Source organism: Actinomadura sp. 9N407 (genome assembly GCF_044326315.1).
In the GTDB taxonomy this organism is placed as follows: domain Bacteria; phylum Actinomycetota; class Actinomycetes; order Streptosporangiales; family Streptosporangiaceae; genus Spirillospora.
The window spans coordinates 120952-144696 of record NZ_JBIRAW010000030.1 but is presented as its reverse complement, the minus strand read 5'-3'; the positions used below and the strand labels follow the sequence as shown (position 1 = coordinate 144696).

At 72.6% G+C, this 23745-nt stretch carries 24 protein-coding genes and 3 tRNA genes; 14 read left to right on the top strand and 13 right to left on the bottom strand.

The window, feature by feature from the left end; genetic code table 11:
- Positions 1 to 599: 599 nt before the first annotated feature.
- From ACH34Q_RS35760 to ACH34Q_RS35750, 3 genes are read right to left on the bottom strand one after another with little or no spacing between them, the layout of a single operon-like run.
- The gene (locus ACH34Q_RS35760; protein WP_395987583.1) at positions 600 to 986 is read right to left on the bottom strand and encodes a VOC family protein; all 387 of its coding nucleotides are present in this window, start codon (positions 984 to 986) and stop codon (positions 600 to 602) included.
- Positions 987 to 1012: 26 nt separating this feature from the next.
- Positions 1013 to 1789: an SRPBCC domain-containing protein gene (locus ACH34Q_RS35755; RefSeq protein ID WP_395987582.1), complete on the bottom strand. Its 777-nt coding sequence runs from the start codon at positions 1787 to 1789 to the stop codon at positions 1013 to 1015.
- The gene (locus tag ACH34Q_RS35750; protein WP_395987581.1) at positions 1786 to 2376 is read right to left on the bottom strand and encodes an ArsR/SmtB family transcription factor; all 591 of its coding nucleotides are present in this window, start codon (positions 2374 to 2376) and stop codon (positions 1786 to 1788) included. Before ACH34Q_RS35750 ends, ACH34Q_RS35755 begins: the two co-directional genes overlap by 4 nt.
- A 363-nt stretch (positions 2377 to 2739) precedes the next feature.
- Between ACH34Q_RS35750 and ACH34Q_RS35745 the strand changes: the two genes are divergently transcribed.
- Positions 2740 to 3042 carry a CD225/dispanin family protein gene (locus tag ACH34Q_RS35745; protein WP_395987580.1) on the top strand — a complete coding sequence of 101 codons (303 nt, stop codon included), beginning with the start codon at positions 2740 to 2742 and terminating at the stop codon, positions 3040 to 3042.
- 14 nt (positions 3043 to 3056) lie between these two features.
- Positions 3057 to 3491 (top strand): DUF2752 domain-containing protein, encoded by a 435-nt coding sequence (locus ACH34Q_RS35740; RefSeq protein ID WP_395987579.1) that lies wholly within the window; start codon positions 3057 to 3059, stop codon positions 3489 to 3491.
- Between the two features lie 55 nt (positions 3492 to 3546).
- On the opposite strand, the gene ACH34Q_RS35735 is transcribed toward ACH34Q_RS35740, so the two are convergent.
- From ACH34Q_RS35735 to ACH34Q_RS35725, 3 genes are all read right to left on the bottom strand, one after another.
- The gene (locus ACH34Q_RS35735; protein ID WP_395987578.1) at positions 3547 to 4929 is read right to left on the bottom strand and encodes a nucleobase:cation symporter-2 family protein; all 1383 of its coding nucleotides are present in this window, start codon (positions 4927 to 4929) and stop codon (positions 3547 to 3549) included.
- A 66-nt stretch (positions 4930 to 4995) separates the two neighbouring features.
- Positions 4996 to 5862 carry a crotonase/enoyl-CoA hydratase family protein gene (locus ACH34Q_RS35730; RefSeq protein ID WP_395987577.1) on the bottom strand — a complete coding sequence of 289 codons (867 nt, stop codon included), beginning with the start codon at positions 5860 to 5862 and terminating at the stop codon, positions 4996 to 4998.
- A 15-nt stretch (positions 5863 to 5877) separates the two neighbouring features.
- The gene (locus tag ACH34Q_RS35725) at positions 5878 to 6375 is read right to left on the bottom strand and encodes a metallophosphoesterase family protein (protein WP_395987576.1); all 498 of its coding nucleotides are present in this window, start codon (positions 6373 to 6375) and stop codon (positions 5878 to 5880) included.
- Between the two features lie 219 nt (positions 6376 to 6594).
- Here ACH34Q_RS35725 and ACH34Q_RS35720 point away from each other — a divergent pair, with 219 nt between their 5' ends.
- The 6 genes from ACH34Q_RS35720 (at position 6595) to ACH34Q_RS35695 (ending at position 12272) form a co-directional block, all read left to right on the top strand.
- Positions 6595 to 7110: a hypothetical protein gene (locus tag ACH34Q_RS35720; protein WP_395987575.1), complete on the top strand. Its 516-nt coding sequence runs from the start codon at positions 6595 to 6597 to the stop codon at positions 7108 to 7110.
- Positions 7111 to 7406: 296 nt separating this feature from the next.
- A complete protein-coding gene (locus ACH34Q_RS35715) occupies positions 7407 to 8678 on the top strand; it encodes an aminotransferase class V-fold PLP-dependent enzyme (protein ID WP_395987574.1) in 1272 nt (423 codons plus the stop codon).
- Between the two features lie 39 nt (positions 8679 to 8717).
- Entirely contained in the window at positions 8718 to 9068 is a 351-nt protein-coding gene (locus ACH34Q_RS35710; RefSeq protein ID WP_395987573.1) for a hypothetical protein, read from the top strand.
- A gap of 224 nt (positions 9069 to 9292) precedes the next feature.
- On the top strand, positions 9293 to 10108 hold the full coding sequence (locus ACH34Q_RS35705) for an ArsI/CadI family heavy metal resistance metalloenzyme (RefSeq protein WP_395987572.1): 816 nt from the start codon (positions 9293 to 9295) through the stop codon (positions 10106 to 10108).
- A complete protein-coding gene (locus tag ACH34Q_RS35700) occupies positions 10105 to 11094 on the top strand; it encodes a methyltransferase domain-containing protein (protein ID WP_395987571.1) in 990 nt (329 codons plus the stop codon). Before ACH34Q_RS35705 ends, ACH34Q_RS35700 begins: the two co-directional genes overlap by 4 nt.
- Entirely contained in the window at positions 11091 to 12272 is a 1182-nt protein-coding gene (locus ACH34Q_RS35695) for a GTP-binding protein (RefSeq protein WP_395987570.1), read from the top strand. Before ACH34Q_RS35700 ends, ACH34Q_RS35695 begins: the two co-directional genes overlap by 4 nt.
- Before the next feature lie 65 nt (positions 12273 to 12337).
- On the opposite strand, the gene ACH34Q_RS35690 is transcribed toward ACH34Q_RS35695, so the two are convergent.
- Entirely contained in the window at positions 12338 to 14317 is a 1980-nt protein-coding gene (locus ACH34Q_RS35690; protein WP_395987569.1) for a SpoIIE family protein phosphatase, read from the bottom strand.
- 385 nt (positions 14318 to 14702) lie between these two features.
- On the opposite strand from ACH34Q_RS35690, the gene ACH34Q_RS35685 reads away from it, so the two are divergent.
- From ACH34Q_RS35685 to ACH34Q_RS35670, 4 genes are all read left to right on the top strand, one after another.
- Positions 14703 to 14924 (top strand): hypothetical protein, encoded by a 222-nt coding sequence (locus tag ACH34Q_RS35685; protein WP_395987568.1) that lies wholly within the window; start codon positions 14703 to 14705, stop codon positions 14922 to 14924.
- A gap of 78 nt (positions 14925 to 15002) precedes the next feature.
- Positions 15003 to 15209, top strand: coding sequence for a hypothetical protein (locus ACH34Q_RS35680; protein ID WP_395987567.1), 207 nt, complete (start codon positions 15003 to 15005; stop codon positions 15207 to 15209).
- Positions 15210 to 15609: 400 nt separating this feature from the next.
- The gene (locus tag ACH34Q_RS35675) at positions 15610 to 15969 is read left to right on the top strand and encodes an STAS domain-containing protein (protein ID WP_395987566.1); all 360 of its coding nucleotides are present in this window, start codon (positions 15610 to 15612) and stop codon (positions 15967 to 15969) included.
- Positions 15970 to 16070: 101 nt separating this feature from the next.
- On the top strand, positions 16071 to 16838 hold the full coding sequence (locus ACH34Q_RS35670; RefSeq protein ID WP_395987565.1) for a crotonase/enoyl-CoA hydratase family protein: 768 nt from the start codon (positions 16071 to 16073) through the stop codon (positions 16836 to 16838).
- 58 nt (positions 16839 to 16896) lie between these two features.
- Here ACH34Q_RS35670 and bla read toward each other — a convergent pair whose 3' ends face one another.
- From bla to ACH34Q_RS35640, 6 genes are all read right to left on the bottom strand, one after another.
- Positions 16897 to 17901, bottom strand: a complete 1005-nt coding sequence (gene bla, locus ACH34Q_RS35665) for a class A beta-lactamase (protein ID WP_395987564.1) — start codon at positions 17899 to 17901, stop codon at positions 16897 to 16899.
- Between the two features lie 99 nt (positions 17902 to 18000).
- Positions 18001 to 18828, bottom strand: a complete 828-nt coding sequence (locus ACH34Q_RS35660) for an SDR family oxidoreductase (RefSeq protein ID WP_395987563.1) — start codon at positions 18826 to 18828, stop codon at positions 18001 to 18003.
- Between the two features lie 60 nt (positions 18829 to 18888).
- Positions 18889 to 19743: an alpha/beta fold hydrolase gene (locus ACH34Q_RS35655; protein WP_395987562.1), complete on the bottom strand. Its 855-nt coding sequence runs from the start codon at positions 19741 to 19743 to the stop codon at positions 18889 to 18891.
- Positions 19744 to 19906: 163 nt separating this feature from the next.
- Positions 19907 to 19980: transfer RNA gene (locus ACH34Q_RS35650), tRNA-Thr, on the bottom strand.
- A gap of 1 nt (position 19981) precedes the next feature.
- Positions 19982 to 20052, bottom strand: a tRNA-Phe gene (locus ACH34Q_RS35645).
- 1 nt (position 20053) lies between these two features.
- Positions 20054 to 20124, bottom strand: a tRNA-Gln gene (locus ACH34Q_RS35640).
- Between the two features lie 190 nt (positions 20125 to 20314).
- On the opposite strand from ACH34Q_RS35640, the gene ACH34Q_RS35635 reads away from it, so the two are divergent.
- Both ACH34Q_RS35635 and ACH34Q_RS35630 read left to right on the top strand, forming a co-directional pair.
- Entirely contained in the window at positions 20315 to 22369 is a 2055-nt protein-coding gene (locus ACH34Q_RS35635) for a PQQ-binding-like beta-propeller repeat protein (RefSeq protein ID WP_395987561.1), read from the top strand.
- Positions 22356 to 23711: a serine/threonine-protein kinase gene (locus tag ACH34Q_RS35630; protein ID WP_395987560.1), complete on the top strand. Its 1356-nt coding sequence runs from the start codon at positions 22356 to 22358 to the stop codon at positions 23709 to 23711. The genes ACH34Q_RS35635 and ACH34Q_RS35630 overlap by 14 nt, the downstream gene beginning before the upstream one ends.
- The last annotated feature ends 34 nt before the right edge of the window (positions 23712 to 23745 follow it).

The window sequence follows — 23745 nt, the reverse complement described above, 5'->3', positions numbered from 1 at the left end:
CCGGGGGCGAACCCCGATGGCCAAACCTCGGAAACAATCCCAGCAGAATCCACAACCCTCCCGGTAAGGAGAGCCATGACATTTTGCCTCAAAGAAATCCCAGACCAACAACCCACCCCCACAAAGTGGAAGCAGACCGCCGGCCTCGGGGTGATCCGGTACCATGACCGAACCATATAAAGGCACTGGCTTTTAACACGCTGTTGAGTTCTCAAGAAACGGACACCCACCGTACCGGATCCGCTTTCGCGTTTCCCGCCCCGGGGCGACTTTTAAACTGTATCAGGTCCACCCGGTCTGTCAATTTCGGGCTTTTCCGATTCGCCGTTCCAGTTCCGCTTTCGCGGTTCCTTCCGGGCGATGGCTCTATTTCACCAGATTCCAGCCGATTGTCAAAATCGAACCTTTTCCGATGTTCTCCGCGCATGCGGGCACGGCAGTGCCGTACCGGCCTGAACGGAGAGGGATACCCCTTGATCCGGCCGCCATGCATGATGGCGTCACGTGTCTTCAAGGGACGAGGACTGAAACTATGCGCTCCGGACGGGTACGTCAAATCGACGGGCCGTACGCGTCCGGAGCGCTCGACGGCGGGCCGGTCAGGGCTCGGGGTTCTGCATGACGGCCAGTGTGGCTCCGGCCGGGTCCTTGATGACGCAGTACGCCCCGGGTCCCTCCCCCTTCGGGCCGGCGACGACGCTGCCGCCGAGGTCCAGCGTCTTCTTGACGGCGGCCTCCAGGTCGTCCACGGCGATGTAGGGCATCCACTGCGGCGGCAGGTCGGCGTTCTCGCCCGCACGTGCGCAGACCCCGGCGACGGGGACGCCGTCATGGCCGGTCATGAAGTAGTCGTCGTGGTCGTCGTACTGCTCGCCGGTCTTGAGGCCCTGGACGCCCCAGCCGATCACGGCGGCATAGAAGTCGCGTACCTGCGGTGCGTTGGGGACGGTGAGGTCCAGTCCGATGAGGCTGCCCTGTCGTGCCATGGCCGTGCTCCTGACCAGTAGAGGGTTTAACCAGCAGAGGGTGCGTTGATCATCCAGTCGCGCCAGCGGTCGCCGAGACCGTCGAGGCGGGTACGGGCCGTACCGAACGCGGCGAGGCTCGCCCAGATCGTGCCCATTTCGAGGGTGACGAACAGGAGCCCGCCGTCGAGCTCGTCGACCGAGGCGAGCAGGACCTTGCCCGGCCGTTCCAGCACGACCGTCCCGGACAGCGCCTCGCCGGCGGGAAGTTTCGCCTCGAACCGGTCGCCGGTGACGCCGCAGGCGGCGCGGAGGGCGTTCCAGGCCGTCGCGGGGTCGAGGTCGAGCGCCGCCGTGGCGACGATGGCGCGGCGCGGCTGCCCGGGGTGCCGTTCCAGGTAGTGGCGGAGGCTGAGGAGGAAGACGTCCCAGCCGTGGTCGGTGCTGTCGTAGATGCCGTCCCAGTCGTCGGTCTCAGGGAACCCGGAATGGACGAGGCGGAGCACGGTGGCGCCACCTTCGGTGACGATCGTCCATTCCTGAACGGTCGGCTCCTCGAGTTTGGGGAAGCCCGCGGAATCCTCAGGCGGCAGATCGACCAGCCGGAGCCGGGCGCCGGGCTCCCAGACATCGATCCGGCTGGTGCCCTCCATGACCGTGTCGTCCTCGCCTTCCCAGCCGACGGCGACGATGCCGCCCTCGCCGGGCGTGACGGTGGCCCGGTCCGCGTACCAGCGGGTCAGCTCGGCGCCGTCGCTGATGGCCCGCCAGACGTCGTCGGCGGACGCGTCGATCTCGATCTCGTGATGGTGGTCGCGCGTCATGGCTGCGCCTCTCTCGGCTCGGCGGCGCCGGCGGCCTCGGCGGCCGCCTGCTCCGGGGTCTTGGTGATCACCGGGTGCGCGCCGATCACGACGTGGTGCCGCCTCGCCCGGGGCTCGTCCGGCCGGTGGTGGCGGGCGGCGAGCGTCCGCGTCAGGGTGGTCAGCTCGTCGAGGAAGTCGCGCATCGCCGCCGGGGAGGCGAAGTCGATGTCGAGTTCGAGGGTGAAGGTGAGCAGGGCCCGGTCGGCGGCGGCCGCGCGCTCGCGGAGCGTGGCCACGTCGCCGGCCAGCCGCGAGGCCGCGGTGTAGAGGTAGGCGCTGGAGAAGCGGTCCCGGTCGACGGTCCTCATCCGGCGTTCGACGAAGCCGCGCCGGCGGCGCTCGTCCACCAGTTCCACCAGCCCGAGCCGTTCCAGCTCCCGCAGGTGGTAGTTGACCTTCTGCCGGGGCAGGTCCAGCCGCCGGGCGAGCTCGCTGGCCGAGGCGGCCTCGGTCAGGTGGTCCAGCAGGGTGCGGCGGAGCGGCGACAGCCCGGAGCGGCTGGACGGCGGCGGCTCCGGTACGGGCTCGGCTGCGGGTTCGGTCACGCTTGCGACGGTAGATTTGACAAATGAATTTGTCAATTGGCCGCCGCCGGACTTCACCCCTTTTTCCGCTCTGGGCACGGTTGTCCCGGCGGGCCGGGGGGAAGCATCTGATCATCGAGCCAGGACGCGCCGGTGCGGGGACACCGGGCGTGCCACGACGCAAGGGGGCCGCCAACGACGCGTGGGACAGCACCGTCCGGCGGCGCAGGTCCTGATTGTGCGGGGGGATGTACGCCGCATGACGCTCCACAAGGGGATCTGGCCGTGCTCGCCGACAATCGTCGCTGCCCAGGGATTCCAGAAACGCCTCGGATGAGAGATCGTCTGACTCACGGTCGATTCGCATGCTTCGGAGGTTGACCCATGAGCTACTACACGCCACCGCCGTCCGACGCGGGTGGCTACCCGCAGGCCTCGCCGCCCCCGCCCAACAACCTGGTGTGGGCCATCCTGACGACCATCTTCTGCTGCCTGCCCGCCGGCGTCGTCTCGATCGTCTTCGCGGCGCAGGTCAACTCCAAGTGGCAGGCGGGTGACTACCAGGGCGCGATGAGCGCCTCCAAGAACGCCAAGACCTGGGCGATCGTCGCGGCCGTGGCGGGGCTGATCTTCAGCGCCATCTACGCGGTGTTCCTGCTGGTGGCGTCCTCCAACTCCACCTACTGACGCCGGGATCCGGGTTGGGTACGGGCCGGACGGCCGAGGCGGGCCGCAGCACCGCGGCGTTCAGGCTCGCCGCGCCCGGCGGCGTGCTGGTGCTGGCCGCGGCGGTCGTGGGCTTCGTCGCCGTCGTCGATCCGAACGCGGACGGCACGTACCCGACCTGCCCCTTCCTCGCGTTGACCGGCCACCAGTGCCCGGGGTGCGGCGCGCTCCGTACGCTGCACGCGCTCGCCCACGGGCAGCTCGGGGAGGCGCTGGCGCTGAACGTCTTCGTCGTGTCCATGCTGCCGGTGCTGGCGTTCTTCTGGCTGCGCTGGACGGTCGCGCGCGCACGCGACCGCCCGGCGCGGGCCAGGGCGGGCGATCCGCGGCTGATCTGGGCGCTGTTCGCCGGGATCATGGCCTTCTGGCTGGTACGGAACCTGCCGTTCGGGGCCTTCCTCGCCGCCTGAGCGGCTGAGCGGCCTGAGCCGCCGAGGGGTCCAAGGCCGCCTGGGTCCGCGCCGTTCAGGCGGCCTTGGACGGCTCGGCCGCCGGGATCTCCCCGGGGCCGGACGGCGGCGTACGGGTGAAGACGTTGAAGACGAGGTTGAGCAGGATCGCGGTCAGGCTGCCCAGGGTGATGCCGCTGTCGAGCAGGGCGGCGAGGTCGCGGGGCATGTTGTCGCCGAACGCCGGGAGCGTCGTGGGCACCAGCGCCATGCCGATGCTGATGGCGACGACCAGCGCGTTGCGTTCCTGGCGCAGGTCGGCCTTGGCCAGCGTCTGGATGCCGACGACCGCGACCATGCCGAACATCGCGATGGCGGCGCCGCCGAGCACGTCGCTGGGGATGGCGGCCACGTAGGCGGCGGCCTTGGGGAACAGGCCGAGCACCATCATGATCACGCCGGCCGCGACGACCACGAACCGGCTGCGCACGCCGGTGAGGCGGACCAGCCCGACGTTCTGCGCGAAGCAGGTGTACGGGAAGGCGTTGAGCGTTCCGCCGAGGAAGGTGGAGGCGCCGTCGGCGCGCAGTGCCCGGGTGATGTCGTCGTCGCTGACGTCCTTGCCGACGATCTCGCCGACGGCCTTGGAGTCGCCCACGGTCTCCACGACGGTGACCATCATCACCAGCAGCATGGCCAGGATCGCGCCGATGTGGAACGTCGGCGTGCCGAAGTGGAACGGCGTGGTCACCCCGAGCCAGTCGGACTTGCCCACCTGGTCGAAGTCGGTGTCGCCGAGCGCGAACGAGACCAGCGTCCCGCCGACCAGGCCGAGCAGGACGGCGATGCTGCTGAGGAACGGGCGGCGCAGCCGGTACAGGGCCAGGATGAACAGCAGCGTGCCGCCCGCGTAGGCCAGGTGCTTCCAGCTGCCGAACTCACCGGGGACGCCCTTCGCGGCGGCCCCGCCGGCGGCGTCGGTGATCGCGTTCGGCAGCAGCACCAGGCCCATGATCGTCAGGACGGTGCCGGTGACGACCGGCGGGAACAGCCGCAGCACCCGGCCGAGGTACGGCGCCAGCAGGAACATCACCAGGCCGGCGGTGATCGTGGCGCCGTAGATGGCCAGCAGCGCCGCGGTGCCGCCGTTCGCGCCCTGGCCGATCGCGATCATCGGCGCCACCGCGGTGAACGTGACGCCCTGCACGATCGGCAGCCGGATGCCGATCTTCCAGAAGCCCAGCGACTGGACGATGGTGGCGATGCCGCAGGTGAACAGGTCCGCGTTGATCAGGTAGACCAGCTGCTCGGGGGACAGCCCGAGCGCCCCGGCCAGCAGGATCGGCACCACCACCGCCCCGGCGTAGAACGCCAGGACGTGCTGGAAGCCGTACATGGCCAGCTTGGGGATGGGGAGTACTTCGTCGACCGGATGCTTGCGCGGTCTGTCGTCGGCCATGCCTGTCGTGCCTTCCGAATGGTGCCCGTGCGTACGCGAGCGGCCCGATCCGGTGGCCGTACCGCGCTAGTCCTCCTGGGACCGCGGGTCGGCGAAGGCCGGCGGCCGCTTCTCGAAGTAGGAGCGTACGGCCTCCACCTGGTTGGGCGATCCCCGGAGGGCGGCCAGGGCGCGCGACTCGGCGAGCAGCTGCCCGGCCTGGTCGGGGCCATCGGTGGCCCGGTTGAGCAGCCGCTTGGCGGCGCGGATCGCGTCCGGGCTGCGGCCGGCGATCTCGCCGGCCAGCTCCAGCGCGGCGGCGCGCGGGTCCTCGGCGGTACGGGTCGCCAGGCCGAGCCGGACGGCCTCCTCGCCGCCGACCATCCGGCCGGTGAACGTGAGTTCCTTGGCGACGTCGTCCCCGACCAGGCGGACGAGGGCGGCGGTACCGGTCATGTCGGGGACCAGGCCCCAGCGGATCTCCAGGATCGACAGCTTCGCGCCGGGCGCCACGATCCGGATGTCGGCGCCGAGCGCGATCTGCAGGCCGCCGCCGAGCGCGTGCCCGGCGACCGCGGCGATCACCGGCTGCGGGAGCTCCCGCCACACGTGCACGGCCAGCTGGCCGAGGTTGGTGATGCGGCCGGGCTCGCGGGCCACGATGTCGGAGGACGAGTCGCCGATCCGGTCGCTCCTGCCGCCGCCGTCCGGCCTCTCCCCCGCCATCGCGTTGAAACTGGCGAAGTCGAGGCCGGCGCAGAAGGAGCGCCCCTCACCGGACAGGACGACGGCCCGTACCGAGGCGTCGGCGGCGAGCGCGTCGCCGGTGTCGGCGAGGGCCCGGAACGTGGCGAGGTCGAGGGCGTTCAGCTTGTCGGGACGGTTGAGCCGCACGTCGGCGACCCCGTCGCCGTCGATCCGCACGGTGACGCGGTCGGTGGTGCTGTCGGTCATGGGGGGCTCCTCAGCTCAGGTCACTGGGACGATCTTCGCATCCAGCAGCCGGCCGTCCCGGATCTCGAGCAGCCCCAGCGTGCCGCGCGGCTGGCGGCGCCGGTCGGTGGGCGATCCCGGGTTGAAGATCCGCAGCCCGAGCGTGTCGTCGGACGCGTCGAGCGGGATGTGCGAGTGCCCGAACACGGCGAGGGCGGCGCCGGGGAACCGGCGGCGCATCCGGGCGAGCCGGCCCTTGGCCTGGCCGCTGTCGTGGATCATCGCCACGGGGAGCCCGTCCAGGTCGAGTTCGAGGGTCTCCGGGGCACCCCACGCGGCCACATCGGGGCCGTCGTTGTTGCCGAGGACGGCGCGTACCGGCGCGTACTCCGCCAGCTCGTCGAGCACGCCGGCGGTACAGACGTCCCCGGCGTGCAGGATCAGGTCCGCGCCCCGCAGGTGCACGGCGACCGCGGGCGGACAGGACTTCCAGCGCCGGGGCGCGTGGGTATCGGACAGCACCACCACGTTCATCCCCGCCGTTCTACCCCCGCTCCCCCAGCGACACCGGACCGGGTGGTCCAGGACCGGTGATCAATCCACTTCCGGCTCCGGACTCCGGTCGTAAACAACTGTAAGCATGAAGTCACTTCACCACGCTGACCTGCGGAGTTACGGTCGATGTCGCGGTCGGGATCCCTCGTCGGCACGCACGGCGCCGACCGCCTTCACCGGATGGGGACAGGGATGGCCATGGACGAACACGCGGCATGGGGCGGCGGGTCCGGACGGCGGACCACCGTCAGCTTCGATCTCGACGTGCTGCTGACCCTGCTGCCCGCTCCGGGCGCCGACGTTCCGCTGGTGTTCCTGGACGACGCCGCGCGCACGCCCGCGCCCGACGTGCGGCCCGGGGGCGAGCAGGTCACCGCGCTGGTGGCGGCCTGCCTGCAGACCGGCCTCGGCCTGGTCACCGACGCGCGGGACCTGCTCGTACCGCTGGTCCCGGGCTGGAAGGCCGCGCTCGACGGCCGGGGCACGTTCGTCGTGCGCAGCCCGCGGGACGAGCCGTCCCGGCCGTTCTGCCGGGTGGAGCGGCTCACCGTGCCGCCCGGCTGGGTGCCCGCCGCGTCCCGGCTGGGGTACCTGGTGCTGTTCGCGGGGTCGATGGCGATCGCCGAACATGCCGCGACGGCCGATGTGCGGCTGCGCTCGGCGGCCGAGAGCGGGCTGCTGGCGACCGGCGCCATCCGCTACCGGCCGGGCTGAGTCCCGGCCGGCCGGTCCCGCGGCGAACGCGGGACCCCGGTCCGGGCGGACGGGATGCCCCCACCACCCAACGCACCCGTCCGCCCGGTTCTCCGTGCCCTCTCCGCGCCCGGCTCGAGCCGACTTCGCGCCTGATCCGTACCGGATGTATCGGCTTCGCGACTGCCGGTGCTGATTGACATGCGATGCGACGATTTCGTCAATTTCGTCCGTAAGAATCATGGTGATTTCCCCGCCGCCGGGTGATGATGGGGCCGACGCGGCAGACGGAGCGAGCGCGAGGAGGGGCCTCCCGGATGGATTCCGCAGGGCTCAAGGAACAGTCCTTCGACGTCGAGGCGATCCGCGCCGACTTCCCGACGATCACCCCCGACCAGGTCTATCTCGACAGCGTCGCCTCGTCCCTGACCCCGCTGCCGGTGGTCGAGGCGATGACGGAGTACTACCTGCGGTTCCGGGCCAACATCCACCGCGGGACCTATGACCTGTCGATGCGGGCGTCCGAGCGCTTCGACGAGGCGATCCGGACGATCGCGCGCTTCCTCGGCGCGATGCCCGAGGAGGTCGTCCTCACCCAGAACACCACGCACTCCATCAACCTGGTCGCGCACACCGTGGACTTCCAGCCCGGTGACGAGATCGTGCTGTCCAACCTGGAGCACACCTCGAACATGGCGCCCTGGGTCCGGCTCGCCCAGGCCAAGGGCCTGGTGCTGCGCTGGTACAGCGCGGGCCGCGACGGGGCGTTCGACGTCGAGGAGTTCTCCCGGCTGCTGACGCCGCGCACGAAGCTGGTCACGCTGACCCACATCTCCAACGTGCTGGGCACGATCGTCCCGGTCGCGGAGATCGGGCGGCTGTGCCGCGAGCACGGGGCCCTGTTCCTGGTGGACGCCGCCCAGTCGGTACCGCACGTGCCGGTGGACGTACGCGCGATCGACTGCGACTTCCTGGCGTTCTCCGGGCACAAGATGCTCGGCCCGACCGGGATCGGGGTGCTGTACATCCGGCTGCGGCACGCGATGGAGATGACGCCGGGCATGCTCGGCGGCGGCACCATCGACACCGCCGCGTGCGAGTGCCCGTCGCTGGAGGAGTGCAGCCTCGAGTACTGCTCGTACAGCGAGCTGCCGCTCAAGTGGCAGGCCGGGACGCCGCCGATCGCCGAGGCGCTGGGGCTGCGGGCCGCGATCGACTACCTGGAGGCGGTGGGGCTCGACCGGCTGGCGGCCCACGAGCACGGCCTGATGCGGCGGCTGCTGGACGGTCTCGGCGGGATCCCCGGCGTGGAGCTGTACGGGCCGGCCGATCCGGACCTGCGGGTCGGGATCGTCTCGTTCAACATCCGCGGGGTCCCGCCGGAGGAGATCGGGCGCGTCCTGGACGAGCGGTACGGCGTCGCCGTGCGGGCCGGCCAGCACTGCGCGGTCAACTACTTCAACGAGGTCCAGGGGGTGGGCTCCGCGACCGGCAACGTGCGGGCGGGCCTCTACCTCTACAACACGGCCGCGGAGATCGACCGGTTCCTGGAGGCGGTCGACACGACCGCCGGGGCGCTGGCCCGGTGACCGGCCCCATCGACCCCGATCGACCATGAGGAGTGCGGGATGGCACGGCTGATCCAGTTCTTCGACCGCCCCTGCTGCGGGCCGTCCGCCGCCCAGGCGCTGTCGGACTTCCTGGGCGAGCGGCTCGGTGACGAGGCCGACGTACGGTTCCACGACCTGAACACGCCGGGCGCCGAGCCGGTCGACGTCCCGGCCGAGCTGATCGCGCATCTGAGCGGCCCGCCGGCCGGGCCGCTGCCGGTGATGCTGGTGGACGGCGGGCTGGTCGCGGCCGGCGCGATGCCCAACTACCTGGACGCGCTGGAGCTGGCCCGGGGCGAGCGGCGGGCCTCGCCCGTGACGCTGCCGATGGCGGGCGCCACCGGCGACGGCGGCTCGTCCTGCTGCTAGGCAGTGTTTCAAAGTCCCGGCCCACGGTGCTCGCCTGGCGGCTCACACCGTGACCCGTGCCTGTGCGAGCGCGACATCGCCTCGCCGGCCAGGTAACACGCTCGCGCGGTGGCTGCGGCCACTTTGAGACAGGCCCTAGGCCCAACCGCCCGCTGCTAGGCCCACACCCGCCGCTCCCCGATCCGACGAAAACCCAGAGAACACCCGCCGACCGGGAGGTCGCCGTGGACCTGACCATCTACCTGGCCGACCCGGCGCACGAACCGGCGGCCCGTGATCTGATCTCGGCCTGTGCCGAACGGGCCGCGCGCGATCGCCTCGTCCTGACCGGCGAGGTGGTGTGCCTGGCCCGCGGCGACCGCCCGACGGCGGCGCAGGTCCGGCTGCCGGCGGACGTCCTGCAGGTGCTGGCGCTGAAGGGACCCGACACGTTCCCGCTGACGCTGGCCGACGGGCGGCCGGTCAAGAGCGGCGCGCTGCCCGGCCCGCCGGAGGTGGCGGCCTGGCTGGCGGACGGCGTCACCGAGCCCGCGGCCCTGGTCACCGAGGCCGACAGCGCGGTGGACTTCCCCACCGAGATGCGGGCGCACATCAGCCTGGACGTCACCGACGTCGAGGCGGCGCTGCCGTTCTACATGGTGCTGTTCGGCGCGCGGCCGATGAAGCGCCGCGCGGACTACGTGAAGTTCGAGCTGGTCGAGCCGCCGCTCAACCTCACGCTCAACCGGCACACCGGCTCGGTCGCCTCCAGCGGCCACTACGGCGTCCAGGTCAAGTCGAGCCGCGCGGTGGCGGGCATCCGCGAGCGGCTGGCCGGGGCGGGGTTCGCGATCACCGAGGAGACCGAGACGGCCTGCTGCTACGCGGTGCAGACCAAGATCTGGGTGGCCGATCCGGACGGCAACCGCTGGGAGGTGTTCGTGGTGACCAGGGACGAGGCCGACGAGGGCTGCGGGCCCGACTGCATCTGCTACCAGGACATGGAACGCAGCTTCGTCTCCCCCGGAGCGGCCGCCGGCGCGACGGCGGTGGGCCCGTGAGCGAGGAGGCGGCGTTCGTCCAGATCACCTACGACGAGCTGGCGCGGCTGGGGCAGAGCGACCTGTGCTGCTCGCCGGCCGAGATCTACCGCGAGGACGAGCTGGCCGCGCTCCCCGAGGAGGTGCTGCGGCTGTCGTCGGGCTGCGGTCACCCGGTGGACGGGGCCGCGATCTCCGAGGGCGAGACCGTGGTCGACATCGGCTCGGGCGCGGGCGCCGACTGCTTCCTCGCCGCACGCCGTACGGGACCGGGCGGGCGGGTCGTCGGGGTGGACCCGTCCCCGCGGATGCGCGCCCTGGCGGAGCGGCACCGCGACGAGGCGGACCTGCCCTGGGTGAGCTTCGCCGCCGGGGACGCCGCCGCGCTGCCGCTGCCGGACGGCTCGGCGGACGTGGTGATCAGCAACTGCGTGCTCACGCTGGCCTCGGACGCGGGCGCGGCCTGGCGGGAGATCGCGCGGGTGCTGCGTCCCGGCGGGCGCTTCGTCGTCTCGGACGTGATCGGCGGCGACCCGGACGCTCCCGTGGCCTCGGGTTCCGTGGCCAAGGCCCGGTGCGAGACCGGGCTGTCGTGGCCGGAGTACCGCGCCGTACTGCGCGAGTGCGGGCTGCGCTCGCTGCGGATCCTGCGGGTGGGGCCGGCCGCGTTCCGGGACGGTTTCCGCGCGCGGAGCGTGACCGTCGCCGGGAATCGTTCGCCGGGCGGTGTCGCCTCGATCGTCCTGCACGATCCGGCGCACGCCGCTTCGGCCGGCGCGCTGGCAGGTGAGGTGGAGTCGGCGTGCGGGCGGCTCGGGCTGCGCTACGACGGGCACGTCCAGTCCCGCGACTCCACCTGGGGACGGCAGTTGCTGGAGCTGTTCGAGGGCGACGGCGACCTCGTGCTCGTGCTGGACGCGGCGGTCGCGCTCACCGCGCGTTCCGCCGCCTTGACCGGCCTGGGGCCGGACATCGAGCGGGCCGTACGGGAGGCGGGCGGGGCATGATCCGGTTCATCGCGCTGGGCGGCTTCCTGGGCGCCGGCAAGACCACCACCATGATCGCCGCCGCCCGGCTGCTGGAGGCGCGCGGGCGCCGGGTCGCGGTGATCACCAACGACCAGGGCACCGAGCTGATCGACACCCGGCTGGCCCGGGCGCGGCTGGCACCCATGGCCGGAGGCCCCGTGGACGGGACCGCTGGGGGCGGGGCGGCGGTCGGCGAGGTGACCGGTGGCTGCTTCTGCTGCCGGTTCGACGATCTGATGGACGTCGCCGCCGGGCTGCTGGACGCCGGTACGGCCGACACCGTCCTCGCCGAGGCCGTCGGCTCGTGCACCGATCTGCAGGCGACGGTGATCCGCCCGCTGGGCGCGTACTACGGGACGCGGTTCGCGCCCGCCCCGCTCACCGTGGTCGTCGATCCGGACCGCTACCGCGCGCTCGGCTCGGCGCTTCCCCTGCACGACCGGGAGGACGACCTGGCGTACCTGTTCGGGCACCAGCTCGAAGAGGCCGACATCATCGCGGTCAACAAGGCCGACCTGATGCCCGGCGCCGAGCGCGAACGGCTCGTGGACGGCCTGTCCCGGCGGTATCCGGACGCGACCGTCCTGGCCTATTCGGCCCGGCGCGGCGACGCGCTGGAGGACCTGGTCGACGCCTGGGAGGCACCGTCGCGGCCGGGACGTACCGTCGACATCGACTACGACCGGTACGCGGCCGCCGAGGCCGGGCTGGCGTGGTTCAACCGGACCTACACGGTGACGGGACGGCCCGACTACTCCCCCGAACGGTGGGCGCGCGCCGCGCTGGCCCATCTGTCCCGGGCGGCGGAACGGGCGGGCTGGGCCGTGGGTCATGTCAAGATCAGCGTCGACACCGCGGCCGGGCTGACCAAGGCCGGATTCGTCACCGGCGGCGCCGCCCCGGTCGTGGACCTCGCCCCGGACGCGCTCGTCGCCCGTACCGGAAGGGCGATCCTCAACGCGCGGATCGCGTGCGAGCCCGCCGCGATGGACGCCGCCGCCACCGACGCCGTCGCGGCGGCGGACGGCCTGACGGGCGCCGTCAGCACCCCCGCACCAGCGCCCGCGCCCGCCGGCGGCGACGGGGATCCGGGGATCGCGTTCAAGCCGGGCTACCCGCGTCCCGTGCACCGCCTCACCGGCAGCGCGCCGTCCTGATCAGCGGACTCCGACCACGGGCCCTGACCACGGGCCCTGTCCCCGTGCTCTGACCACGCGACCGGTCACAGCACGTCGGGAGGCGTGATCGGCATCTCGCACCAGACGATCTTGCCGTGCGGCAGCGTCCGGGTGCCCCAGCGGGCGGCCAGCGCCCGGACCATCTGCAGGCCCCGCCCGCCCTCGGCGAGGGTGTCGGGGCAGCGCGGCTCGGGCCGTGCGGACGAGGAGTCGGCCACCTCGCAGACCAGGACCGCGCCGCGCATCAGCCGTACCTCGATCGGGCCCGCGCCGTGCCGGACGGCGTTGGCGGCGAGCTCGCCGATCGCCAGCTCGGCGGTGTAGGCCAGGCCGTCCAGCCCCCACTCCGCGAGCGTCTCGCGGGCGAAGCGCCGGGCGCGGCCCGCCGAGCGCGGCTCCGGCGGCAGCGTCACCGCGGCGATCCGGTCGGCCGACAGCGGCCGCACGCGGGCCAGCAGCAGCGCGATGTCGTCGCGGTCGTGGTTGGGCCGCAGCGCCTCGATGGCGACGTCGCAGATCTGCTCGAGCCCGCGGCGCGGGCCCGCCAGGGTCCGCCGCAGCACCCGGATGCCCGCGTCGATGTCGCGGTCGCGGCTCTCGACCAGCCCGTCGGTCAGCAGCACCAGCGTGCAGTCGTCGCCGAGCCGCACCCGGCGGGTCTCGAACGGCTCGCCGCCGATGCCCAGCGGCAGCCCGGGCGGGCAGTCGAGGACCTCGGTGCTCCCGTCCGGGCGCAGGATCAGCGGCGGGATGTGGCCCGCCCGCGCCACCGCGCACTGCTGCCCGACGGGGTCGTACGTGGCGTAGACGCAGGTGGCGTTCTGCATGCCGCCCATGCCCTCGATCATCGCGTCCAGCCGCTGCAGCACGTCCTCGGGCGGCAGGTCGAGGCCGGCCAGGGTGCGCACCGCCGTGCGCAGCTGGCCCATGGTCGCGGCGGCGCCGGTGCCGTGGCCCATCACGTCGCCGACGACGAGCGCGACCCGGCCGCCGGGCAGCGGGATGACGTCGTACCAGTCGCCGCCGACGCCGGTGAGGTCGCTGGCCGGCAGGTAGCGGTGCGCGATCTCCAGGCCGAGCGGCTCCCGCAGGCCGGTCGGCAGCAGGCTGCTCTGCAGCGTCAGGGCCGTGCGGCGCTCGCGGTCGTACAGCCGGGCGTTGTCGATGCACACGGCGGCGCGGGCGGCCAGCTCCTCGGCGAGCGTGACGTCCTGGTTGTCGAACGCGGGACGGCCGTCCCCGCGGACCAGCACCACGCAGCCGAGCACCGTGCCGCGCGCCCGCAGCGGCACGGCCAGGCCGCCGCCGAACGTGACCGCCTGGCCCAGCTCCATGCAGCGGGCGTACGGGCTGGTCGCCGGGTAGACCGCCAGCTCGTCGAGCGCGAACTCCGCGCGCCACCGGGCCGTCCCGGGGCCGCCGGCGTCGCCGGCCGCGATCCGGCGCACCACCGTCTCGCCGTCGCCGTCGCGGCCCGGGTACTCGTCCTCGGCGATGAGCCGTTCGCGGACCAGCACCCCGGCGGCGTCGGCCAGCCGCGGCACGGCCACCTCCATCACCTCGGCGCCGGTCCGGCGGATGTCGAGCGTGCTGCCGATCCGGATGCTGGCCTCGCTGAGCAGCGCCAGCCGCGCCCGGCCGGTGTCGCCCGCGGTGCCCAGCTCCATCGTGGGGTTGGCGATGATCGCCACCAGCCCGCCGCCGTCCATCGGGTCCCAGGACAGCTCGATGTCGCAGGTGGAGGTGTCGCAGCACTGGACGGCCAGCACGCCCTTGGAGCGGCGGCCGGCGGCGGCCTCGGCCAGCGCGGTCTTGATCTGCTCGTGCTGGTCGTCGCGGACCAGCTCGACGATGGGGCGGCCGATGGCCTCGCCCGCGGCCGGCCCGAACAGCTCGGCGGCGGCGGAGCTCCAGTGCACGACGCGGCCGTCGGGATCGACGGCCAGCGTGGCGGGCGTCTGGGGGCGGATCAAACCGTCGAAACAGGAACTGGCCGGTCCCTTGACCAAGAACCGTGGCTTCACGTCACGTGGGTCCTCTCGGAGCTCTTCCCCGGGGGACTTGCTGAGATTGTAGGAATTTACCACCGCAGGGCCTCAGCGTCACCCGTGTCCCAGTCTTCCCAGGGGTATCGGTCACCCTACGCTCGCCACCGCCGGCGTCACTCACCGCTACAGCGACATTTATATTCGCCCGCAATTGTCTGGCTTGTCGCGGTCCTGGCCGTACCGGGCGTAGCGAATGGACCATTCCGCTCCGATGGCCACGGCGGTGATGAACGACCAATTGCCCGGAGGCAAAAAAAGATCACCGCGACCTTGCATAAAGGGGAGACGAGTACCCTCGAAAAAGGTTTTACCGAGGTAGATCTTTTCGTTTCCGGCGCCACCGCCTGTTACCGTCGGGGGCATGAGCGACGCGACCGGAAAGCTTCGCGAGTCGTGGGAGACGGCCCGCGACGATCTGCGAAACAAGATCGCCGCAATTCCCATGCAGCCCGCCGACCGCCGGGCCCTGATGCGCTCGCTCGATGCCTACCACGCGACGCTCACCGCGTGGCTCCTGGGCCGGGACGTCCCCGGCCGCAGCGTCTCCGACCTGCGTGACCGGAGCCTCGACGGCCGACGCTGAGCCCCGCGCGCCGGCCCGCCGGGGGGTCGGACCGGCGCGCGGAACGCCCCAGGGGGGCGCACACCGGGGGGAGTGCGCATGGAAAGTCCGACATGCCCGAGCTGGACCGGGAAGGCGGTACGCGAGCTGACCGCCGGCGAGATCGGCGAGTTGCTCGCCCTGCTGGAGGAACGCGACGGCGATGACCTGATATGCCGCGTCCTGGCCCGGGAACTGGCCGATCGGACCGCGTCCGAGAGCGGGCCCGAGTGCCACGAGCATTCGCAGTCATGGGTCTTCGAGTGATCGGCCCGAGTCGCCGGCCCTGGTGATCGGCCCCGGATAATCGGCTGGGCGACGCACCCTAGAAGCGCACCGGACCAACGCGTCCGGATATTCACCCGGCGGCGGCGCATCGCCTGGCCCCCGGGCGCCGTCGATCATCGACGTCCTCGGCCGTATCGGCCGATCCGATGCCGTTTCCGGCCTGCCCGGAGGTTTCGGTCCCCCCGGCCACGGCCCTCACTGACGGCCACCAGGCCGTTCCATGGCGTCGCCACATGCCCCTTCCTGTCAGATTTCTCCCGGAATTTGACCATTTCTTTCAGGTTGGACTCAGCTTCGGGGTCTAAGGTCCAAGTCACGTCCAAGGTCCACGTCATCGGCCTTCGATGCCGGCGATGGGGCCGGGAGGGAGTGGTCCGCGATGAACCTGCACGCCGCCCGGGTCCCGGAATCGGCCGCCACCGCAGTGATCACGTTCCCCGCCGAGGTCGACCTGAGCAACGCCGGCGACATCCTGGCCCAGGCGCTGCGGCTGGTCCGCGCCGGGACGCCCGGCGTCGTCTTCGATCTGACCGCGTGCACGTTCTGCGACTCCAGCGGGCCGAACATCATCTTCCGTACCCGGGCCCGGACCGAGGCGGCGCGCGTCCCGCTGGTGGTGGTGCTGCCGGAGCGCGGCATCGTCCGCAAGATCTGCGACATCGCCGGGGTCACCCGCGACATCGACGTCGCCCCCGACCTGGAGTCGGCCCGGACGCGGATCAGGGCCGCCGGCGGCTGACAATGGGCCATGGCCGAACATAGGGACACATCAGGACAGGCGGACACGTGCCGCGCTCGGCGCGGTCCGCTGCGGGCCGGCCGCGAGGACGGTGCCGCGCGATGAGCGTCGTCACGAGCCAGGACGGGACGGTCACCCTGATCGGGATCGACCGGCCGGAGCGCCGCAACGCGGTGGACGGCCCGACCGCCGCGGCGCTGGCCGGCGCGTTCCGCGCGTTCGACGCCGATCCCGGCGCCGCCGTCGCCGTCCTGTACGGCGAAGGCGGCACCTTCTGCGCGGGCGCCGACCTGCGGGCCTTCAGCGAGGGCCGGGGCAACCGGGTCGAACCCGATGGCGACGGCCCGATGGGGCCGACCCGGATGCGGCTCACCAAGCCGGTGATCGCGGCGATCAGCGGGCACGCGGTGGCCGGCGGGCTGGAGCTGGCGCTCTGGGCGGACCTGCGGGTGGCCGACGAGAGCGCGGTGTTCGGGGTGTTCTGCCGCCGCTGGGGCGTCCCGCTGATCGACGGCGGCACCGTACGGCTGCCCCGGCTGATCGGGCAGAGCCGGGCGATGGACCTCATCCTCACCGGACGTCCCGTGGACGCGGCCGAAGCGTACGACATCGGCCTGGTCAACCGGCTCGTACCGGCCGGCGAGGCGCTGGCGGCGGCGCGCGAGCTGGCGGCCGGGATCGCTGCGTTCCCGCAGACGTGCATGCTCCGCGACCGTGCCTCGGTGCTCGACCAGGAGGGACTGGACGAGCGGGCCGCGCTGGCCGGCGAGTTCCGGCACGGCCAGGTCTCGCTGTCGGCCGACGCCCTGGACGGGGCGGCCCGGTTCGCTGCGGGGGCCGGCCGGCACGGCTCGTTCGACCTGCCCTGACCCCACGAGCTCCGCCGGATCGGCCAGGCCGATCCGGCGGAGCATCACCTTCCGGATGTCAGGACATCTTGCCGAGTCCGCGGGCCGCGATGGTCGCGGTACGGGCCAGGACGGAATCGTCGCTCGCCACCCCGGGGTCGTTGCGGCCGGTGTAGATCGCGATGACGATCGGGGCGCCACCGGACGGCGGCCACGCGATGGCGATGTCGTTCGCCGAACCGTAGGAGTCGTTGGCCGTGCCGGTCTTGTCGCCGACCGTCCAGCCGGGCAGGCCCGCGCGGATCCGCTTGTCACCGGTGGTGTTGGCCTTCAGCCACCCGTTGAGGCGCGCCTGGTCCGGCTTGGCCAGCGCGTCCCCGGTGGTGAGCCGCTGCAGGTCGCGGCCGATGAACGCGGGCATCGTGGTGTCGCGCTTCTCCCCCGGCGCCCAGATGTTCAGGTCGGTCTCCCACCGGTCGAGCCGGGAGACCGGGTCGCCGAGCGAGCGGAAGTAGCGGGTGAGCCCGGCCGGGCCGCCGAGCTGCTTCAGCACCATGTTCCCGGCGGTGTTGTCGCTGTAGGTGATGGCGGCCTCGCACAGCTCCGCGACGGTCATGCCCTCCTCGCCCTTGCCCTCGGTGCGCGGCGAGTAGTCGACCTCCTCCTCGGCCTTCCAGTACACGCGGCGTTCCATCAGCCCCGGGTCGGTCCGGCGCGCCTTGTCCAGGGCACCGGCGGCCGCGACCGCCTTGAAGGTGGACAGCATCGGGAACCGCTCACGCTCGCGGTAGGCGACCTTCGCGCCCGTGCCGGTGTCCACGGCGTACATGCCGATGCGTCCCTTGTAGGACGCTTCGAGCTTGCGCAGCTGCTCGCGCACCTCCCCCTGGCGGACGGCCGCGGGAGCTGCGGGAGCCGCAGGAGCCGCGCTCTGCGACGCCGCGACGCGGGAGGCCGGGGCCGCGTCCGCACCGCACGCCGCCACCCCGCCGAACAGGGCCGCCGCCGCCAGCGCCGCAAGCCCCGCCCTGGCTCCGCGCCCCGCACGGCGACGGGCGACGCGTTCTTCCTCGATGTGCCGCATCCGGTTCCTCTCTCTAACGATCATCGTGGAGTAGAAGACCAGACACCGCCACCCATGTCCAATATTGATATGGGACGACCGCTCATACTGATCCGCATATCATTCGAGGTCACGCCAGCTTTCGGAGGTCAGCGACTCGGCCGCCTGAGGTCCCATGATCCCGAGCCCGCCGTCCACGAACAGGGACGCGCCCGTGATGTACGACGCGCCCGGCCCGCACAGGAACGCGATCGCCGACGCGACCTCCCGCGCATCGCCGGGCCGTCCCGGCGGATAGCCGGGACGGCTGCCCTCCTCCGGCGGCCGGTTGTCCTGGCCGGTCATCGGCGTGGCGATCTCGCCCGGCGCGACCGTGTTCACCGTGATCCCGTACCGGGACAGCTCCAGCGCCAGCACCCGCGAGAGCATCCGCAGCCCGCCCTTGGCCGCGCAGTACGGGCCGGAGCCGATCAGCGGGTACTCCTCGTGCACGCTGGTCACGTTCACGATCCGGCCGCCCGCCCCCCGGTCGCGCATCAGCCGGGCCGCTCCCTGGGCGCACAGGAACGCCCCGTCCAGATCGACCGCCAGCACCGACCGCCACTCCTGGTAGTCCATGTCGATCACCGGGCGGGAGCTGCCGGTCCCCGCGTTGTTGACCAGCACGCCGATCCCGCCCAGCTCCCCCGCGAGCTCGTCCACGACCCCGGCGGCGCTGACCGGCTCGCCCAGGTCATGCCGCCGTACGGCCGCCCGCCGCCCGTGCCCGCGCACCTCCTCGGCGGTCCGCGCGGCGCCCTCCGCGTCGCAGTGGAACGTGATCCCCACATCGAAGCCCTGCTCGGCCAGCGCCACCGCGGTCGCGCGGCCGATACCGGAGTCCGCGCCGGTGATGACGGCCACCCGGTCGTAGTCGGCCCGCTGGACGGGCCCCCGTGTCTCGGTCATAGCGGCGCCCTTCCCCGTTCGGCGCCCGATTCACCAGCGGCACCGCGGCGCCTCCCTGAATCAGGGGTCGGCGGGCATGTGGGCAAGGAACGCCGACAGCGCGTCCGCCGTCGCGCGGGGCGCGTCCTCGGGGAGGAAGTGCCCGGCGCCGGCGATCCTCGTACGGCGCGCACCGGGGATCGCGGCGGCGAGGCGGTCGCCCGTGGCGGGATCGAGCCACTGGTCCCGTTCGCCCCACAGCACCAGCGCGGGCACGCCGATCTCGCCCAGCCGGGCCGCCACCTCGCGGGTGTCGTCGTCGGTGACTCCGGCGACCTGGTCGACCCAGCGTCCCTGACCGGCCGCTCCGGCCCATGGAGCCAGATAGGCGTGCGCGTCGGCGGCCGCCATCTCCCGGTGCGTGGCGGTACGCAGGCGCGCGGCGATGATGTCGGCGAACACGTGCGGCGGCATCGTCCGGTACGCCTCCTGGTAGCGCCGCATGTGCTCGGTGAACGGGGTGTTCCATCGTCCGAGAACGGCGGCGTCCAGCAGCGCGATACCGCGGACCGGGACCCGGTGGACCAGATGCGCCCGCAGCACCACTCCCCCGCCGATGTCATGCCCGACCAGGCTCGGCCGTGCGAGCCCCCAGTGCTCGATGAGCCCGGCCAGCGTACGAGCCTGCAGGTCGATCGACGGGACGGCGCCTTCCGCGAGCCGGGAGTCGCCGTACCCGAGCATGTCCCACACGTGCACGGTATGGCGGCGGGCCAGGACCGGGACGACCTCACGCCACAGGTAGGACCAGGCCGGAGTGCCATGGACCAGGATCACCGGCGGCCCTTCGCCGAACGTTCCCGTGGCGACCTCGCCGCCCGGCACGTCCACCCGTTCCGGCAGCCGCCATGCCGCGGACCCGCTGCGCACGCCCATCCCGCTCTCCCTTCGTAAGGCATACAGTCGACTTATACCGATTACCGTAGCAGGATGTAAGCCATGAGGACACATGCGATCCATTACAGGGGAGTGCGCGGGCGCGTCATCGGCGCTTCCAGGACACGACGGGCCGGGCTCCGGGATATCGGTCGTGCTCGCGAGCCCTCGGCCGGAATCGAACCGGCGGCCTACCGCTTACGAGGCGGTCGCTCTGGCCGTCTGAGCTACGAAGGCGTGGCTCCTCGAGGAATCGAACCTCGGCGTCCCGGGCTTCAACCGGGTGCTCTGCCCCTGAGCTAAAGAGCCGCTGAGGAACCAGGATTCGAACCTGAATCGCCGCGTCCAGAGCGCGGTGTGCTGCCGTTGCACCATTCCTCACTGATCTCCCACCACCATGCCCGGCCATTCGCGAAGGGGCAACGCATTAATTCCGGCGGGAGGAGCCCGGGACATCCTGGGCAAAGCGCTCGCCGGGGTCTGCGAGATCTTCTAGTCTCCTGGAGGCGGACACGCGGTGTGCACGGCGGGATTCGTACGGTGGGATTCGTGCGGTGGGGAAGGACGACGGTTGGAGTCGCTGCGAGCGGACGATCCGGGCCAGGTGGGGCCCTACCGGCTGTTGTCCCGGCTGGGTGCGGGCGGGATGGGCGTGGTCTACCTGGGACGGTCGCGCGGCGGACGGCTGGTCGCGGTCAAGGTGATCCGGCAGGGGTTCACCGGTGAGCCCCGGTACCGCGCCCGGTTCCGGCGCGAGGTGGCCGCCGCGCGCAAGGTGACCGGGACGTTCACCGCGCCGGTGCTGGACGCCGATCCCGAGGCGGCCTCGCCCTGGCTGGTCACCGCCTACCTGCCGGGGCCGTCGCTGCAGGAGGCGGTACGGTCCTTCGGCGCCATGCCGGTGGACGCGGTGCGCGCGCTGGCCGTGGGGCTGGCGGAGGCGATCGCGGCCATCCACGACGCGGGCGTGGTGCATCGCGATCTGAAGCCGGCGAACGTGATCCTCACCGCCGGCGGGCCGAGGGTGATCGACTTCGGGATCGCCCGGCCCGAGGACGGCACCGCCATCACGCGTGCCGGTGCCCCGATCGGCACGCCCGGGTTCATGTCGCCGGAGCAGGTGAAGGGCGGCGACGTCGGTCCGGCGAGCGACATATTCACCCTGGGGGCGATGCTCGCGTACGCGGCGAGCGGGGCGGAGCCGTTCGGTACGGGCCCGATGCGCTCCAAGCTGTACCGCGTGATGACCGTCCAGGCGGAGCTGGGCGGGGTCCCCGAAGGCGCGCTGCGCGAGCTGATCCTGGCCTGCCTGGCACCTCTCCCCGAGCACCGGCCGACGGCCCCGGACGTACTGGAACGGCTCGGTTCCTGGGACGGGGACGAGGTGTCGCTGCAGGGCACCGGCTGGCTGCCGGTGCCGGTCGCGGAGGAGATCGACCGCCGTACGGCCACGGCGAGCCCGCCACCGGACGAGCCGGAGGCCGTTGCTCCTACGCCGGTCCGGGGGCCGAGCCGGAGGGTGCTCATCGCCGGGGCCGGCACGGCCGTCCTGGCCACCGCCGGGGGTCTGGGCGCGCTGCTGTGGGACCGCCCGGACGACAAGAGACCGGCGGGGGCGGCGCCGTCCCGGTCAGCGACGGTGGCGACGCCGCGGCCGGTGCCGCGCTGGAAGCGGAAGGTCAGCGACTACTATCCCGAACTGCTCGCGGCGGATGGCGTGGTGCTGGCCAGGACCGAGAACGACGTCAGCGCGCTGGACGCGGCGTCCGGCAAGGTCTTGTGGAAGCGGGGCGTGCGCGGCGTGGCCGCCGCCGGTGACACGGTGTATCTGGTGGGCGCCGAGGATGCGCCCGTCGTCCATGCGGTCCGCGCGGCTTCCGGCAAGTCCCTCTGGACGTACAAGCCCCCGTTCAGCGAACTCCCGTTCCCCGGCCCCGTGGTCGCGGGGTCGGTGGTCTGTTTCGGCGACGGCCCGGTGAAGGCGCTGGGACGGGACGACGGCGAGGTGCGCTGGAGCGCGAAGGTGAGCGTGGAGAACGGCCTCGCCGCCGATGCCGGCCACATCGCCGGCGTGGACGATCGCGTGCTCACCGCGTTCGGCGCTCGCGACGGCCGGACGCGGTGGACGTACGCGATGGATCAGGGCACGGACGTGGCGATCGGCGGCGGCATGGTCTTCTCCTGCGACAGGCGCGGCACGCTGCACGCCGTACGCGCGGACGACGGGAAGCGCGCCTGGCAGCGGCCTGGGTCCGGGGCAGGGTCCTTCATGCAGGTGGGCGGCGGGATCGTCTACACCGCCGTCGGGAACGGCGACGTCCTCGCGCTCGACGCCGCCACGGGCCGAACGGTCTGGTCGCGCCGGCTGGGCGGCGCCGAAGCCTCCCGGTACGGCCGGGGCAACACGCTCGGACTGTCCGGCGGAACGCTGTACGTGGGGTGCACCGATCGGAACGTGTACGCGCTGGACGCGGCGAGCGGGCGCGTCCTGTGGAGCCACGGCGCCGACGTGACGCTCGGCTCGGGGCCGGTGAGCGCAGGCGCTCTGGCGTTCATCGGTACCCGGGACGGCCACGTCCACGCCCTCGCCCCTCCGGCCGCCGGGGGAACGCATGCTGCCCCTTGAGCCGGGCGACCCACCGACGATCGGGCCGGAGGGCCGGGGCTACCGCGTCCTGGCGCGAATCGGGTCCGGCGGCATGGGCGTGGTCTATTTCGGGCGCTCGGCGGGCGGCCGGGCCGTGGCGATCAAGCTGGTGCACACCGAACTGGCCGGGGACGCTGAGTTCCGGGACCGGTTCCGGCGCGAGGCGGTGCTGGCGCGGGCGGCGGGCGGCGGGTTCACCGCGCCGGTGATCGACGCCGGTCCGGACGCGGAGGTCCCGTGGCTGGTCACCGAGTTCCTGCCCGCGGTGTCGCTGCGGGAGGCCGTCCAGGAGACCGGTGCCCTTCCGGCCGCCGCCGTACGGCCGCTGGCGGCGGGGATCGCCGAAGCGCTGATGTCACTGCACGGTGCCGGCATCGTGCACCGCGATCTGAAGCCCGCGAACGTGCTGCTGACCCTGGACGGCCCGCGCGTGATCGACTTCGGGATCGCCCGCGCGGCGGACGCGGCCACCATCACGCACCCGGGTGTCCGAGCCGGGTCGCCGGGGTTCATGTCGCCGGAGCAGGTCGCGGGCGGCGCGATCGGGCCGGCGAGCGACGTCTTCTCGTTCGGCTCGACGCTGGCCTACGCCTGTACGGGCGCCGAGCCGTTCGGCGAGGGGCCGTGGCACGTGAAGATGTTCCGGGTCGAGTCGGAGGCGCCCCGGCTGGACGGCATCGCGGACGAGGACCTGCGGGCGCTGATCGCCGGCTGCCTGGACCGCGATCCGGCCCGCCGTCCGGACGCCGCCGGGCTGGCCGAGCGGCTCGCCGCGATGGCCCCGGACGGCCGGGCCGACGACGCCTCCTGGCTTCCGGCCCCGGTCGCGGCGAGGATCGGCGAGCGCCGGCGGGAGGCGGAGAACCCGCCGCAACCGCGCCCGCTGAAACCCCGCCGCCGCGTACTGCTGCCCATCGGGGCCGCCGCCGTCCTTCTCGCGTCGGGTGCGGGGGCCGCCGTCGTGGCCGTACGGGCTCCGGATCCTCCGACCGGCGCCGCCTCGCCGAAGACGTCACCCGTCGTACGGACGACGGCGCCGGCCACCAGAACGATGGAGTTCTTCGTCACCGGCACCGTCGTGCTGACCTCGCTGACCTACACCGTGAACGGCCGGAGCACGACGCTGAAGGACGTGAAGCTGCCGTGGCGGAAGGTCGTCACCGTGCCGGCGTGGCCGCAGCGCAGCAGCTGGCGGATCCACTACCGCTTCCCGCCGGGCGAGGTGTCCTGGCGGCTGCTCATCAACGGGTTCGCGACCGCCACCGGCGGCAGTACCGCCAGGGGCAAGTCCAGCGAGGACGGCAGCGACGGGCTCAACTGACCGGCGGCCGAGCCCGAGCCTGCCGCATCAGCCG